This window comes from Cellulophaga algicola DSM 14237 (assembly GCF_000186265.1).
GTDB classification, from domain to species: domain Bacteria; phylum Bacteroidota; class Bacteroidia; order Flavobacteriales; family Flavobacteriaceae; genus Cellulophaga; species Cellulophaga algicola.
In genome coordinates, this window is record NC_014934.1 from 2,986,803 (window position 1) to 3,000,972 (window position 14,170).

The window sequence follows — 14,170 nt, forward strand, 5'->3', positions numbered from 1 at the left end:
AAAAAAACAGCAACAATGGCTTTAACTTTAAAACAACAACTTAGTAGTCCAGGCGGAATGCTTAAGTTTTTAATAAAATACAATACCATATTTATTTTCTTAATTCTGGTATTGTTCTCAGCACTTATTTCAGATGTGTTTTTTACATCAGTAAATTTAAGCAACCTTCTAAAACAGGTTTCAGGTATTGGTATTATTAGTATAGGTATGTTAATTGTAATTCTCACAGGGGGTATAGATTTGTCTGTGGGTTCTATGGTTGCGCTATTAGCTGTAGCATTTGCAATTCTGGTAAATATTTTTGCTTTACCAATAGCAATCTTAATGACTATTGTAATTGGTTTTGGCTTAGGGAGTGTGGCTGGTTATTTGGTAGCTTATCAAAAAATGGCGCCCTTTATAGCAACATTGGCATTAATGACTATAGCGCGGGGAATGGGTTTTATATACTCCAAAGGTTCTCCGGTAACCTTCAAGACATATGGTGGTTTGTTTATGTCAGATTTTGCAAATAATTCTTTTTTAGGTATTCCTAATATCGCAATCGTATTTTTTATAATCGTAGCAGGAGCTTTTGTAATGTTACGGTATAATGTTTTTGGGAGAATAGTAATTGCGATTGGTAGTAATGAAGAAGCATCTCGTTTGTCGGGAATCAAAGTTAATAAATATAAGTTTTTAGTGTATGCTATCTCTGGATCTTTAGCGGCAATTTCTGCTATAATTGTGGCTTCTAGAACAAACTTAGGATCTCCTAATATGGGAATGGCTTGGGAACTTGATGCTATTGCTGCAGTAGTTATTGGTGGTGCAAGCTTAAATGGGGGTAGAGGTTCTGCAATTAATACCTTAATGGGGGTATTGATTTTAGGGTTGATAAGTAATATTCTAAACCTTTTAAATGTACCCTCGTACCCACAACAAGTTGTAAAAGGCGGAATTATCATTTTTGCTGTTTTGTTACAGCGATTTGAAAACAAATAATAAAAAATTTATGGAAAGTATGAAGTTGAATGCTCAAAATTTGAGCAAGTTTGAAGGTAAGGTTGCTGTTCCTACTTATGATAGGTCTTTGGTAAAGACGGGAATTGTTCATGTAGGAATAGGTGGGTTTCATAGAGCCCATGAAGCCTTGTACACAGATCAATTATTGCATCAAAAAGGGAATGAAGCTTGGGGTATTTGTGGAGTAGCACTTTTAGATTTTGATCAGAAAATATACAATACGCTTAAAGATCAAGATGGACTTTATACGCTCATTGTAAAAGAATTAGATGGCTCGCTAACAAAAAGAATCATCGGTTCTATCGTAGAATATTTATTTGCACCAGAAAACCCTGCTGTTGTAATAGAGAAAATGGCGAGCTTAGATACCAAGATTGTAACACTAACAATAACAGAAGGTGGTTATAATTATAATGAAGCTACAAAGCAATTTGATTTTTCAAACCCATTAGTGCAGCATGATTTAGCATATCCTTTAAAACCAAAAACAATTTTTGGATACCTTACACAAGCCTTAAAACTTCGTAAAGAAAGAGGGCAAAAAGGAATAGCATTACAATCGTGTGATAATGTTCAGGGAAACGGACATATGTTGCAAAATATGCTGATGAGTTTTGTGGAGAAAGCAGCGCCTAGTTTACTAGAGTGGATTCAGAAAGAAGTATCTTTTCCTAATAGTATGGTCGATAGGATTACTCCTGCAACAAGCCAAATAGACATCATTAATTTAAAGGAAGACTCGGGTATTGATGATCAATGGCCTGTTGTCTGTGAGCCTTTTAAGCAATGGGTTATTGAGGATCATTTCGTAGCAGGTAGACCAGCATGGGAAAAGGTAGGTGCTCAATTCGTTTCGGATGTTGTGCCTTATGAAAAAATGAAGTTGAGTTTATTAAATGCAGGCCATTCTGTCTTAGGTATTTTAGGGGCTTTAAAAGGATATGCTACCATAGATGAAGTGGTTGGTGACGATGGAATAAATAATTTCCTGAAATTCTATATGGATCATGAAGTGACACCAATTCTAGGAGATTTAGAAGGTGTAGACTTAGAGAAGTATAAGGAGTCATTGCTTCAGCGTTTTGGAAATATTTATATAAAAGATCAAATAGATAGAATTTGCTCAGAAACGTCTGCAAAACTTCCAATCTTTGTGTTGCCTACGGTAAATGCGCAACTTAATGAAAACGGCCCTGTTCAGTTTGCAGCGTTTGTTATTGCTGCATGGGCAATTTATTCTTTAGGTGTAGATGAAAATGGAAAATCGTTGATTATTAAAGATGCTTTAGCTGATGTTTTAAATAAAAAAGCAATAGAAGCTAAAAGTGATCCCAAACAATTCTTATCAATCGAATCGGTCTTTGGGGATTTAAAAAAATCGGAAACATTTGTAGCTGCTTATAGTAAGTCATATCATGATATTTTAAAGTATGGTATAGAAAAGTGTGTGGTAGATTTGAATGATAAGATGCTAAATAAAATATAATGAGTGATATTACTTGTTTCGGAGAAGTACTTTGGGATGAATTTCCAGAGCATAAAAAAATAGGAGGAGCTCCATTAAATGTAGGTATTCGTTTAAATTATTTTGAGAATAACGTATCGGTTATAAGTAGAATTGGTGCAGATGAAGATGGTAGAGGTATTTATGAGTACATCAAACAAAACGGAATTAATACAGATGGTCTACAGGTTGATGATAAATTAAAAACAGGAACTGTTAAAGTGGTTTTGGATTCAAAAGGTTCTGCTTCTTATGATATAATGTATCCTAGAGCTTGGGATCATATAGAACTGTCTTCAACTGCCGTAAAAACAGTAAAAGCTTCGGATGCTTTTATCTATGGTAGTTTAATAGCGAGAACAGAAATGTCAAAAGAAACACTTTATGAGTTGTTGAAAATTGCTTCTTATAAAATATTTGATGTCAACTTAAGAGCTCCGTATTATGCTAAAGATGTTTTACTTTACTTAATGAATCAGGCAGATTTTATTAAGTTCAATGATGATGAAATTTATGAGATAAGTAAAATGTTTGGTTCTAAAACAATTGGGTTAGAACATACGATACAATTTATGGCTAAAAAAACAGGAACAAATGCAATTTGTGTTACTAAAGGTAAGCATGGAGCTGTCCTATATATAGACGGTGTTTTTTATCATAATTGCGGTTATCATATAGATGTGGTAGATACTGTGGGTGCTGGAGATTCTTTTTTGGCAGGATTGACGAATATGTTGTTAAAAAGGGCACAACCGCAAGATGCAATTGATTTTGCTTGTGCCATTGGCGCACTAGTGGCAAGTAAAGCGGGTGCTAATCCTGAAATAAATCAAAAAGAAATTGAACTAATGATGACTTCGTAGCATTGGAATTATTTTTTGTTGTTGAGTGGCCGCACTTTAATCATGGCATGGTTAAAGTGCGTTTTTTTATAGCATTTTTTTATTCATTAACACCAAACATTCTTTTATGGGGGTAGAGCGTAGTTTGGATAGGTAATACTTAAATCGTTCTTGAAATAAGTCGTGCGTAACTAAATCTTTAAAGAAGGCATTTTTTTCTAAAAACAGTTGTGGGTTTTGATGAGAAAGTGCTGCAGTTCTAATAAGTTGATTGCTTAAGCTGTCTTGAATATCAAAAGAGTGTCCAAAATCATCAATTCCGTCATAATATTTACACCATGCCGCTATTACAAATGTTCCGTATTCTATTGATTGATGATTCGTTATTTGATCTTTAAGTGTAGGGAATACAAAAATTGGAATTTTTGACGAACTCTCTTTGCAGATTCTAGAAAGGCTATCATTTATATGAGTGTTTTTAAACCTCTCAATAACTTCCTTGGTATAGGCTTTAAGGTTGTGTTGGTCTATGTTTTGAAAATTAGGATTAACCTCGGTTTTAATAAAACTTTCTAAAAAAAAGATAAAATGTTCGTCATTGGCAACTTCGTGAACGTATTTGTACCCATTCAGCGTTCCTAGAATTCCTAAAATAGAGTGTCCTGCATTTAAAATGCGAAGTTTAGTGTTTTCATAAGGCTCAATATCTTGAACAAACTCTATTCCAACTTTATCCCAATCGGGTCTTCCGGCTATGAAATCATCCTCAATAATCCATTTGCTAAAAGGTTCGCAAACTACGGGCCATTGATCATGAATATTATAGGTTTCCTTAAGTAGTTCTATGTCTTTAGTGGTAGTTACAGTTGTAATTCTGTCTACCATAGAATTAGGGAAGCTAGTATTTTTCTTTAACCATGGTAATAACGAAGGCTCCGTTTTTTCTACATAAGTATAGAAAGATTTTTTTATAGTAGCTCCGTTAGCTTTTATATTGTCGCAGCTCAAAATAGTACAACCAGGTAATCCTCTATGTTTGCGTAGCATAAAAGCTTGTGTTAAATAGCCAAATACTGTTTTAGGATTAAACTTACTTATGGTATCTTCTTTAACTTTAGGATGTGTTAGGTTAAATTCTCCTGTTGTTTCATTTAAATGATAACCGTCTTCTGCAATGGTGAGCGAAATTATTTTAATATCTGGCCTTGCTAATCGTTCAATTGCTGCTAAAGGATTTTCTGGACCGTAGAAGTATTCTATAATAGAAGCTATAATTTTATATTCTTGAGTGCCATCAGCATTTTTTATAACTAAAGTATACAGGCCATCTTGATCCTTAAGTATATTGTATATTTTCCTGTCAGACTCTAATAAGTCAATACCACAAATTCCAAAATTTAATTCATCATGTTTTTCTATAAGTTCATGGATGTAGTAAGCTTGGTGGGCACGATGAAAATTAGATAATCCAATATGTGCAATACCAGTCTTTATTTTATCACGATCTATTTTTGGTTTAAGGATATCTTTAGATAGGGAATGAGTGTTTTCAGTATTTAAATAGAGCAAATTTGACATAGGTACTGCAAAAAGATTAAACTGTGAAATTAGATATTCCTTTTAAGGTCTTCGTTTTAGTAAGCTTGGTATCTTACTAAGATTAACTAGCTGATAAATTTACTAAAAAAGAAGTTGAAATCAATAGCTTTCATTAGAGTAATGACTTACGTGCTTATGTTGGTCTTGTGTTCGTGTTGGATGTTTTAATTCCTATATTTGTTACTCACAGTTTAGTGGAATATGGATTTTAGAAAAAGAGATAATGTAACGGTAGATTGTGTCGTTTTTGCTTTAGACACAAATGGCCTTCATGTGTTGTTGCGTAATAGGACCTTAAATATGTATGATGATGATTTCCTAGAAATCAATGATTGGGTAATTACGGGGTACTATGTTTTTAAAAGCAAAACATTAGAAGAATCCGCAGATCTTATTTTTAAAGAAATAACGGGAGTTGCGCACACGGATAAAATTCAATTTAGAACCTACGGGAATCCAAGTAGAATAGAGTCAGAAAAAGATTTGCTTTGGGTTCGCAGTAGAGGGGTGCAAGCACAAACGATGGCTATAGGGTATTATTACGCTTTACCTTTAGATGTTGTTAATCTTAAGCATGATGGTTTTAAATGGTTTAAATATCAAGCATTACCAGAATTGGGCTTTGACCATCAAAAAATAATAGTTGATGCATATGAAGATTTAAAAAAGAAAATAATGACAGAGCCTATTATCTTCAATTTTCTTCCTGTAAAATTTACATTGAATGATTTACAATTTGCATATGAGTCTATATTAGATGTCAAAATTGATAATCGTAATTTTAGAAAGAAGTCTTTAGGTAAACCTTATATAGTACCCTTGAATGAGAAAAGGAAAGGAGTTTCAAAAAAACCTTCTAAACTATATGTATTCAGTAAAGATGTGTATGATACTGTTAAAGAGAAGGATTATATCATAAGTGTATGATTGTTTAAGTAGGGAATCTTGTAACTAGGAGAAAAGCATATTTCATTACCTACTATTCTTCATTAATAAACAAAAGGATACTTTTCAAATAAGGCCATAATTTTTTTGTTCGTGTTAAGTCTTTGTTTCTAGGGTGTTATGGTATTATGAAAAAAAGATTAATTTTTTTTTACAAAAACGCTTGTGGGTTTCAAAAGAGGGTGTATATTTGCAGCCGCTTAGGGAAACAACGATACGGAGATAAGCGTTAATAGATATAGAAATAAAAGTTCATTGACATATTGTAAGACAGCGTTTAATTACTGGAAACGGTAATTAAATAAATTGAATTAAAGAATTAGCTTAAAGAATATTAAGGGCTAGGATTCGGATGAATTAGATGTTGAATTAAGATGTTATATAATATTTACAAAACAACGATGAAGAGTTTGATCCTGGCTCAGGATGAACGCTAGCGGCAGGCCTAACACATGCAAGTCGAGGGGTAACAGGGAGCTTGCTCCGCTGACGACCGGCGCACGGGTGCGCAACGCGTATGCAATCTACCTCTTACTAAGGGATAGCCCAGAGAAATTTGGATTAATATCTTATGTGGTATATGACTGGCATCAGTTGTATATTAAAGGTTACGGTAAGAGATGAGCATGCGTCCCATTAGTTAGTTGGTGTGGTAACGGCACACCAAGACTTCGATGGGTAGGGGTCCTGAGAGGGAGATCCCCCACACTGGTACTGAGACACGGACCAGACTCCTACGGGAGGCAGCAGTGAGGAATATTGGACAATGGACGGAAGTCTGATCCAGCCATGCCGCGTGTAGGAAGACTGCCCTATGGGTTGTAAACTACTTTTATACAGGAAGAATAAGATCTACGTGTAGATTGATGACGGTACTGTAAGAATAAGGACCGGCTAACTCCGTGCCAGCAGCCGCGGTAATACGGAGGGTCCGAGCGTTATCCGGAATTATTGGGTTTAAAGGGTCCGTAGGCGGGCTGTTAAGTCAGAGGTGAAATGCTGCGGCTCAACCGTATGCACTGCCTTTGATACTGGCGGTCTTGAGTTATAGTGAAGTGGCTAGAATAAGTAGTGTAGCGGTGAAATGCATAGATATTACTTAGAATACCGATTGCGAAGGCAGGTCACTAACTATACACTGACGCTGATGGACGAAAGCGTGGGTAGCGAACAGGATTAGATACCCTGGTAGTCCACGCCGTAAACGATGGATACTAGCTGTTCGGTTTTCGGACTGAGCGGCCAAGCGAAAGTGATAAGTATCCCACCTGGGGAGTACGTTCGCAAGAATGAAACTCAAAGGAATTGACGGGGGCCCGCACAAGCGGTGGAGCATGTGGTTTAATTCGATGATACGCGAGGAACCTTACCAGGGCTTAAATGTAGATTGACAGGTTTAGAGATAGACTTTTCTTCGGACAATTTACAAGGTGCTGCATGGTTGTCGTCAGCTCGTGCCGTGAGGTGTCAGGTTAAGTCCTATAACGAGCGCAACCCCTGTCGTTAGTTGCCAGCATGTTATGATGGGGACTCTAACGAGACTGCCGGTGCAAACCGTGAGGAAGGTGGGGATGACGTCAAATCATCACGGCCCTTACGTCCTGGGCCACACACGTGCTACAATGGCCGGTACAGAGAGCAGCCATCTGGCAACAGAGAGCGAATCTATAAAACCGGTCACAGTTCGGATCGGGGTCTGCAACTCGACCCCGTGAAGCTGGAATCGCTAGTAATCGGATATCAGCCATGATCCGGTGAATACGTTCCCGGGCCTTGTACACACCGCCCGTCAAGCCATGGAAGCCGGGAGTGCCTGAAGTCCGTCACCGTAAGGAGCGGCCTAGGGCAAGATCGGTAACTAGGGCTAAGTCGTAACAAGGTAGCCGTACCGGAAGGTGCGGCTGGAACACCTCCTTTCTAGAGAAAAACATCTCAACACTGAATACGAACGAGTTCTAGTCCTTGTATTTTTAAGTTATTAATTATTTTAAATTGCTGTCTTATAATTATGTTATTATAATATTGATAGAGTCTGTTAAAGGATTCGCTAAGTGAGAGTCTCATAGCTCAGCTGGTTAGAGCGCTACACTGATAATGTAGAGGTCGGCAGTTCGAGTCTGCCTGAGACTACAAGCTTAAATTTTGATTATTTATTTAATCAAGATACGTTCATTAAAATTGAGGATGCTAATTTAGATTAGTATTCTTTGAAAGGAAATTTTAGAGGTTGAGTATAGCCGTTATAAGTACTGTTAACTAATAACTGTTAACTGATCACTAAAAGACGGGGGATTAGCTCAGCTGGCTAGAGCGCCTGCCTTGCACGCAGGAGGTCATCGGTTCGACTCCGATATTCTCCACAATCCCATCCTAGCCTTCCCTAAGGGAAGGAATAAGCACGAGTAAGTGCGCTCCCCCTTTGGGGGAGTAGGAGGGGGAAAAAGTTCATTGACATATTGGGACAAAGTGAATTACAATTATCTTCAGGGATATTGTAGTCACAAGAAAACACAAATTTAAAAATAGAGTAAAGTACGATAGAGGTACTACTGTATTTATACAGTAGTAATTTATATAATAGCATAAAAAGGACTAGTGACAAGCTAGAAAAGGGCGTATGGGGGATGCCTAGGCTCTCAGAGGCGATGAAGGACGTGATAAGCTGCGAAAAGCTGCGGGGAGGTGCACACAACTTGTGATCCGCGGATATCCGAATGGGGCAACCTGTCTGGTTGAAGGCCAGTCGTGATCGTAAGATCAAGCAAACCCGGTGAACTGAAACATCTAAGTAGCCGGAGGAGGAGAAAACAAAAGTGATTCCGTTAGTAGTGGCGAGCGAACGCGGATTAGCCCAAACCAGTATTGTTTCGGCAATGCTGGGGTTGTAGGACCACGCTATTTGATGCGTAATGAATTAGAATTGTTTGGAAAGACAGACCGAAGAGGGTGATAGTCCCGTATAAGTAAAGATCGTTATTGATAGTGGTATCCTGAGTAGTGCGGGGCACGTGAAACCTTGTATGAATTTGCCGGGACCATCCGGTAAGGCTAAATACTCCTGAGAGACCGATAGTGAACCAGTACCGTGAGGGAAAGGTGAAAAGAACCGTGAATAACGGAGTGAAAAAGATCCTGAAACCATACGCTTACAAGCGGTCGGAGCCCTTCGGGGTGACGGCGTGCCTTTTGCATAATGAGCCTACGAGTTACTTTTACTAGCAAGGTTAAGATTTTAAGGATCGGAGCCGTAGCGAAAGCGAGTCTGAATAGGGCGCCATAGTTAGTAGTAGTAGACGCGAAACCGTGTGATCTACCCATGGGCAGGTTGAAGCTTTGTTAACCCAAAGTGGAGGACCGAACCCGTTGACGTTGAAAAGTCTTGGGATGACCTGTGGGTAGGGGTGAAAGGCCAATCAAACTCGGAAATAGCTCGTACTCCCCGAAATGCATTTAGGTGCAGCGTTGTGATAGTTTTATAGAGGTAGAGCTACTGATTGGATGCGGGGGCTTCACCGCCTACCAATTCCTGACAAACTCCGAATGCTATAAAATGTTTCACAGCAGTGAGGGCATGGGTGCTAAGGTCCATGTCCGAGAGGGAAAGAACCCGGACCATCAGCTAAGGTCCCCAAGTGTATACTAAGTTGATATAACGCGGTGGAATTGCATTGACAGCCAGGATGTTGGCTTGGAAGCAGCCATTCATTTAAAGAGTGCGTAACAGCTCACTGGTCGAGCGATTCCGCATGGATAATAATCGGGCATAAGTATACCACCGAAGCTATGGCTTTTGTACTCGGTACAAAGGGGTAGGGGAGCATTCTATATGTGTTGAAGGTGATCTGTAAGGGTTGCTGGAACGTATAGAAACGAAAATGTAGGCATAAGTAACGATAATGCGGGCGAGAAACCCGCACGCCGAAAGACCAAGGTTTCCCCAGCTATGCTAATCAGCTGGGGGTCAGTCGGGACCTAACGCGAACCCGAAAGGGGTAGTGGATGGACAAGCAGTTAATATTCTGCTACCTGCTCACGCTAAAAGTGACGGGGATGTGGTGTTGGTGCGCGCTGACGGAATAGCGCGTTGAAGGGAGTGGTGACACCCCGATAGTACGACGAGGCTTCGGCCAAGTTGATAATCCAGCGTAACATCCTCCGAGAAAAACAAGTGAAGCAGCCCGTACCGTAAACCGACACAGGTGGTTGGGATGAGTATTCTAAGGCGCTCGAGAGATTCATGGCTAAGGAACTAGGCAAAATAGACCCGTAACTTCGGGAGAAGGGTCGCCCACCTTCGGGTGGGCCGCAGTGAAGAGGTCCAGGCGACTGTTTATCAAAAACACAGGGCTCTGCAAAATCGAAAGATGAAGTATAGGGCCTGACACCTGCCCGGTGCTGGAAGGTTAAGAGGAGATGTTAGTTTCGGCGAAGCATTGAATTGAAGCCCCAGTAAACGGCGGCCGTAACTATAACGGTCCTAAGGTAGCGAAATTCCTTGTCGGGTAAGTTCCGACCTGCACGAATGGTGCAACGATCTGGACACTGTCTCGGCCATGAGCTCGGTGAAATTGTAGTATCGGTGAAGATGCCGGTTACCCGCAGTGGGACGAAAAGACCCCGTGCACCTTTACTATAGCTTCGTATTGGTTCTGGGTAAGTAATGTGTAGGATAGCTGGGAGACTTTGAAGCGGCGTCGCCAGGCGTTGTGGAGTCATTGTTGAAATACCAGCCTTTGCTTATCTAGGGCCTAACCCTAACACTAGGGAACAGTGCGTGGTGGGTAGTTTGACTGGGGTGGTCGCCTCCAAAAGAGTAACGGAGGCTTCTAAAGGTACCCTCAGCACGGTTGGTAATCGTGCGTAGAGTGCAATGGCACAAGGGTGCTTGACTGAGAGGCATACAGGCCGAACAGGTTGGAAACAAGAGCATAGTGATCCGGTGGTTCCGCATGGAAGGGCCATCGCTCAAAGGATAAAAGGTACGCCGGGGATAACAGGCTGATCTCCCCCAAGAGCTCATATCGACGGGGGGGTTTGGCACCTCGATGTCGGCTCGTCACATCCTGGGGCTGGAGAAGGTCCCAAGGGTTGGGCTGTTCGCCCATTAAAGTGGCACGCGAGCTGGGTTCAGAACGTCGTGAGACAGTTCGGTCTCTATCTACTGCGGGCGTTAGAAATTTGCGTGGATCTGACTCTAGTACGAGAGGACCGAGTTGGACTGACCTCTGGTGCACCAGTTGTTCCGCCAGGAGCATTGCTGGGTAGCTATGTCGGGATTGGATAAGCGCTGAAAGCATATAAGCGCGAAACCAGCCACAAGATGAGATTTCTTTAAAGGGCCGTGGGAGATGACCACGTTGATAGGCTATAGGTAGAAGGGCAGTAATGTCTGTAGCCAAGTAGTACTAATAGCCCATAGGCTTGCACAACTTGCCCCCTTTCATTAGGGGGCGGACTTCCTTTTTACATTAGATAAACCGTAAATCGTAGCTTACTTTAATTATATACATGTGTTTTATGTGAGTGGTTATACCGCCCATTTTGTCCCTTTAATATGTTAACAATATTAGGTACTAAACCTTAGTTTAGTACAAAGATTTAAGGTGACCATGGCGATAGGGTCCACCCCTTACCATTCCGAACAGGGAAGTTAAGCCTATCAGCGCCGATGGTACTGCTATACCAAGTGGGAGAGTAGGTCGTCGCCTTTTTTTAATCAAGTCCTCAATAGAAATATTGAGGACTTTTTTTGTTTATAATAATTCCGAAAAAGACTTTTAAAACCGTAGTAGTGCTTACTCTCACTCGCGTGCGAATCCCGAAAATAAATTCTTAGACTTCTAAGTGCTAAATAGTATTCATATACTTCTGGTATTTTAATAGCAACTACTTTTATCTTTGGTTTAGAATCGTTCTTTATTCAAATTATTAGTTTAGAAGATTTTTTTAGTTGTAACATTTGATTATGGGTTGTGTCGGATCAAGGAATATTCTTGGGGAGTGAGATAAATTAGGCATATAATTTTGTTAGTCTAAACAAGAAAAACTTAACATCTCTTACGCCTCTAAACATCGTCCTGAACTCTTTAATTTTAGCATTAAAGGATTCCGCGGAAGCATTGGTGCTCCTGTTATTAAAATAGTTCAAAATTGGTTTGTAATGCATTTGTATAGACCTTGCAATGGTGTTGAACGACTTAAAATTTGAGTTTTCTACTTCGTTATACCACTGTGCCAATTTTAGTCTTGCTACATCCTTATTCGTATTATTTTCATAGATATAGCTTAATGCTTGGGCCAACTTATAGGCTTTTTCAATAGTTGGGTAAAGTCGAAACAATATTTCCGCTCTTTCTATTTGTCCTGCAGTCCATTTGGTCTTTGGTTTAAATAATACATATCGACTTCTGGCCAGCAACTGTCTATGGGTATCTCCGTTAGCGAGAATTTCTGGTCTATGTGTTTTTTCTGTTTTTCGAGCTTCTTCAATGGCTTTGTTTTCTATTTCTATAACTTCCCATCTTAATCGGATACGTTCTTCTTGGACTGCTTCTGAGGCTAATTTTTGAACATGGAATCTATCGGTCACGATCTCTGTTCTGGGGAAACATTTTTTAGCGATCAAATTCATATTTCCAGCCATATCGACAGTAACTTCTTTGACTATATTTCGTCTTTCCACAGGGATTTTATTAAGCACACTGATGACGTCATCCGCTTTGGTTCCCTTGACAATGGCCACTATGCTACCTTTCTTTCCGTTAGCGCCTTTATTGGTTAGAATCGTGTAGAGTTCACCGTTGGACAAAGAGGTTTCATCTAAACTTAAATAGTAACCTAAATTTTTTCCAAAGAGCAACCACTTTTGTGAATGTTCCTTTTGGGGCCAATCCTTGAAGTCGCTAAGATGGTTTTTGTAGTGATACTGTAGGGCTTTGCCATTAATTTTATAATAGTCGCCAAACCGTTTAGCGCTTACGGCATGATTGTCAAGCGATACCTTTTAAAAAAGAGGCAAATTCGCTGGTTATCCGAGTGCCTTTTGCTATTAAACCCCAATCTCTTTTTATAATTTTTCCCGTATCCATAAGAGTCCAGCGCCTACGCTTTATATGGAGCAGTACCGATTTACCTCTTAGAGGGAAGTCCTCAACTGTTATCTCCGGTAAGAAGCCTTTGGAATGGGCTAATTCTGTTTGGTGCTCTTTGGGTAGCACGTTCTTTTCTTCTAAGTAAAAATGAACCTTACCTTCTGATGATTGATGGCTTACAATTTCAAAGTAATCCAATACGCCTTCCGGCAACAAATACCGCACTAATTCTATATCCAAAATCTAAACACTTTTTTGTCAAAGATAAAGTTTCTCCCCAAGTTTTACGTTTGACCCATAGTTAGGCTTACTATTTATTAATAGGTAATAAAAGAAACTTCTTCAGATTATAAAAAAAAACGGTATAATTATTTTAATATAAAATAGGTTTTGATAGTGTTACTTGCGCTTGATTAGTTAAGCTGATAATAGTTAAGAAAAGACCTTTGTTATTTTGTATATTTTATGACCTTCGAAATTTAGGGAAATAAATAATTTATACTGTAATGAGTTTATAGTTTTAAATTAGTTTATAGATAGGAGTATTTATTATCTACTGAAATAATAGTTTAATCTATCTGAGATGGGAGAGGTTTTAGAGTATAACGCGTTTAATTGGTTATAAGTTTGTAACATTGATTTAATTAATCTTAAAAATTATATCTATTAAAGAAATTTAATAGATAGTAATAAAAAAATCAAGTTTATCAGTAATGTTGTCCCTGCGGCAAGCGTCATATTGATAAAATAGTTATTCATAGTCAAATTATACACTGGCACCTGGGTAAATAAGCTTCTATTTAATTTGAGATACTGAGGAGCTAATCAAATGATTATTGAATACTTATTTTTTTTATACGCTTTCAAGTTCCTTTTTTATTTTCAAATGAAAATTTAAAAATAGGAGTAGCCTGGTTAATTATTGTTTTGTAAAATAGTTTGCTGATTTTTTTTCTTCTATAGCTACTTGTTCAAGCGAAATATTAGATGATACTATTTTGTATAATATTTATTTTAAGGGTTACTATGTTTTGTAGCGTGAATAATAAATTTCTTTATAGTTTTTTATTTGAAATTTAGGAGTAGATTTTTAGTAGTATATGCACTCACTACTGAATAATTGACTTGGTTTAATGTTTACTTTGTAGAATTGATAGCTATAGATAGGAAGTTCATTAGGCAAT

The 14,170-nt window shown here is 38.7% G+C and carries 7 protein-coding genes, 2 tRNA genes and 3 rRNA genes; 9 read left to right on the top strand and 3 right to left on the bottom strand.

All coding sequences use genetic code 11. The features are described from left to right. Window positions 1-15 precede the first annotated feature (15 nt). From CELAL_RS12890 to CELAL_RS12900, 3 genes are read left to right on the top strand one after another with little or no spacing between them, the layout of a single operon-like run. Entirely contained in the window at window positions 16-984 is a 969-nt protein-coding gene (locus tag CELAL_RS12890; RefSeq protein WP_013551348.1) for an ABC transporter permease, read from the top strand. Window positions 985-994: 10 nt separating this feature from the next. Continuing rightward, on the top strand, window positions 995-2,491 hold the full coding sequence (locus tag CELAL_RS12895; protein ID WP_013551349.1) for a mannitol dehydrogenase family protein: 1,497 nt from the start codon (window positions 995-997) through the stop codon (window positions 2,489-2,491). Then, window positions 2,491-3,372 carry a carbohydrate kinase family protein gene (locus CELAL_RS12900; RefSeq protein ID WP_013551350.1) on the top strand — a complete coding sequence of 294 codons (882 nt, stop codon included), beginning with the start codon at window positions 2,491-2,493 and terminating at the stop codon, window positions 3,370-3,372. Before CELAL_RS12895 ends, CELAL_RS12900 begins: the two co-directional genes overlap by 1 nt. Window positions 3,373-3,438: 66 nt before the next feature. Here CELAL_RS12900 and CELAL_RS12905 read toward each other — a convergent pair whose 3' ends face one another. Continuing rightward, window positions 3,439-4,929, bottom strand: coding sequence for a mannitol dehydrogenase family protein (locus CELAL_RS12905; protein ID WP_013551351.1), 1,491 nt, complete (start codon window positions 4,927-4,929; stop codon window positions 3,439-3,441). A 222-nt stretch (window positions 4,930-5,151) separates the two neighbouring features. On the opposite strand from CELAL_RS12905, the gene CELAL_RS12910 reads away from it, so the two are divergent. The 6 genes from CELAL_RS12910 to rrf all read left to right on the top strand — a co-directional run bounded on the left by CELAL_RS12910 (window position 5,152) and on the right by rrf (window position 11,606). After that, the gene (locus CELAL_RS12910) at window positions 5,152-5,877 is read left to right on the top strand and encodes an NUDIX hydrolase (RefSeq protein ID WP_013551352.1); all 726 of its coding nucleotides are present in this window, start codon (window positions 5,152-5,154) and stop codon (window positions 5,875-5,877) included. Between the two features lie 416 nt (window positions 5,878-6,293). After that, window positions 6,294-7,812, top strand: a 16S ribosomal RNA gene (locus CELAL_RS12915). A 139-nt stretch (window positions 7,813-7,951) separates the two neighbouring features. Next, a tRNA-Ile gene (locus CELAL_RS12920) sits at window positions 7,952-8,025 on the top strand. Between the two features lie 156 nt (window positions 8,026-8,181). Beyond that, a tRNA-Ala gene (locus tag CELAL_RS12925) sits at window positions 8,182-8,255 on the top strand. 235 nt (window positions 8,256-8,490) lie between these two features. Beyond that, window positions 8,491-11,324 (top strand): 23S ribosomal RNA (locus CELAL_RS12930). Between the two features lie 170 nt (window positions 11,325-11,494). Then, window positions 11,495-11,606, top strand: a 5S ribosomal RNA gene (gene rrf, locus CELAL_RS12935). The 16S, 23S and 5S rRNA genes sit together here with 2 tRNA genes alongside, the layout of an rRNA operon. A 299-nt stretch (window positions 11,607-11,905) precedes the next feature. On the opposite strand, the gene CELAL_RS12940 is transcribed toward rrf, so the two are convergent. Both CELAL_RS12940 and CELAL_RS12945 read right to left on the bottom strand, forming a co-directional pair. Next, entirely contained in the window at window positions 11,906-12,841 is a 936-nt protein-coding gene (locus CELAL_RS12940) for an ISAon1 family transposase (RefSeq protein ID WP_041557501.1), read from the bottom strand. Window positions 12,842-12,884: 43 nt separating this feature from the next. After that, window positions 12,885-13,226 carry an ISAon1 family transposase N-terminal region protein gene (locus tag CELAL_RS12945; RefSeq protein ID WP_013548878.1) on the bottom strand — a complete coding sequence of 114 codons (342 nt, stop codon included), beginning with the start codon at window positions 13,224-13,226 and terminating at the stop codon, window positions 12,885-12,887. Window positions 13,227-14,170 lie beyond the last annotated feature (944 nt).

Excerpts from the sequence above, each read along its gene's own strand:
- CELAL_RS12895 (WP_013551349.1), top strand. The coding sequence starts at position 995 with ATGGAAAGTATGAAGTTGAATGCTCAAAATTTGAGCAAGTTTGAAGGT.
- CELAL_RS12900 (WP_013551350.1), top strand. The coding sequence starts at position 2,491 with ATGAGTGATATTACTTGTTTCGGAGAAGTACTTTGGGATGAATTTCCA.
- CELAL_RS12910 (WP_013551352.1), top strand. The coding sequence starts at position 5,152 with ATGGATTTTAGAAAAAGAGATAATGTAACGGTAGATTGTGTCGTTTTT.
- CELAL_RS12905 (WP_013551351.1), bottom strand. The coding sequence starts at position 4,929 with ATGTCAAATTTGCTCTATTTAAATACTGAAAACACTCATTCCCTATCT.
- CELAL_RS12890 (WP_013551348.1), top strand. The coding sequence starts at position 16 with ATGGCTTTAACTTTAAAACAACAACTTAGTAGTCCAGGCGGAATGCTT.